Consider the following 833-nt stretch of genomic DNA (forward strand, 5'->3'; position numbering starts at 1 on the left):
TTAGAAAGTGCCCTAGCCTAAATATTTAAATATATGGATAAACACACTTTCTATTCTGGAAATAAACGAGGGAGTTAGAATTGGTAGTTAAATTCGATACGGTGATCACCATCACCGAAATTAACGTGCTCATTCCAGTTTGCAAAGTAACGAATATTTGCGCGAGGATTAATTTGATAAGACAACGCGAACTCATGAGTCAAGATATTATCTTCACCTGCATAATAAGTATCTTTATATTGACTAGACCCTGACAACGTATGCATATACATTGGGTTGTAGTTAATCCAGATTTTATCGGTTAATTCAATTTTTGAGTACATACCCACAACAGTGAAAGTACCTGGAATTTCATAACCTTTGTCATCACCACCAAAATCATTAGCAATAGTGACACCCGCACCAGCTAAAGGAAATAGCTGCAACATACCAAACTTAGGTAGACCTTGAATAAAGCTATAAGATGCATCTAATTTATCGTTATCAACGTCGTAGTTTACATCTAATTGACGGCCTAGACCTTTTGCGACTTCTACTTGGAAATTACGTAGTCTGAAAGAGTCAATGCTGTCATCAACGTTGGCATATATTGGATCGTCATTGTCGCGAATGCCAAATAGCTCACCACCAATGCCTTTCATTTCAATGATGTTCATCGCCATGGTACCAGGCTGGCTAGATTGGTAAGTTTGACCGATTTTGATGTTCGCGCCTTTATCAGTAATACCAAAGCCAGCTTGGGTGTATACCGCAAGTGGGTCAGACATATCTTGTAGTTCTTCGTTATTGTTTGTCTGCGCATAGGCAGAAGACGCGAGTTGTAGGGCTGCAAC

Annotated in this window: 1 protein-coding gene; it reads right to left on the reverse strand. The window is 39.3% G+C overall.

Features of this window, described 5'->3' with window-relative positions:
- Positions 1–74: 74 nt before the first annotated feature.
- Positions 75–833, reverse strand: a 759-nt coding sequence (locus IQR33_RS02025; protein ID WP_228013720.1) for a hypothetical protein, incomplete at its 5' end; no start/stop codon positions are given.

Source organism: Vibrio sp. OPT46 (assembly GCF_015163535.1).
Lineage (GTDB): Bacteria > Pseudomonadota > Gammaproteobacteria > Enterobacterales > Vibrionaceae > Vibrio > Vibrio alginolyticus.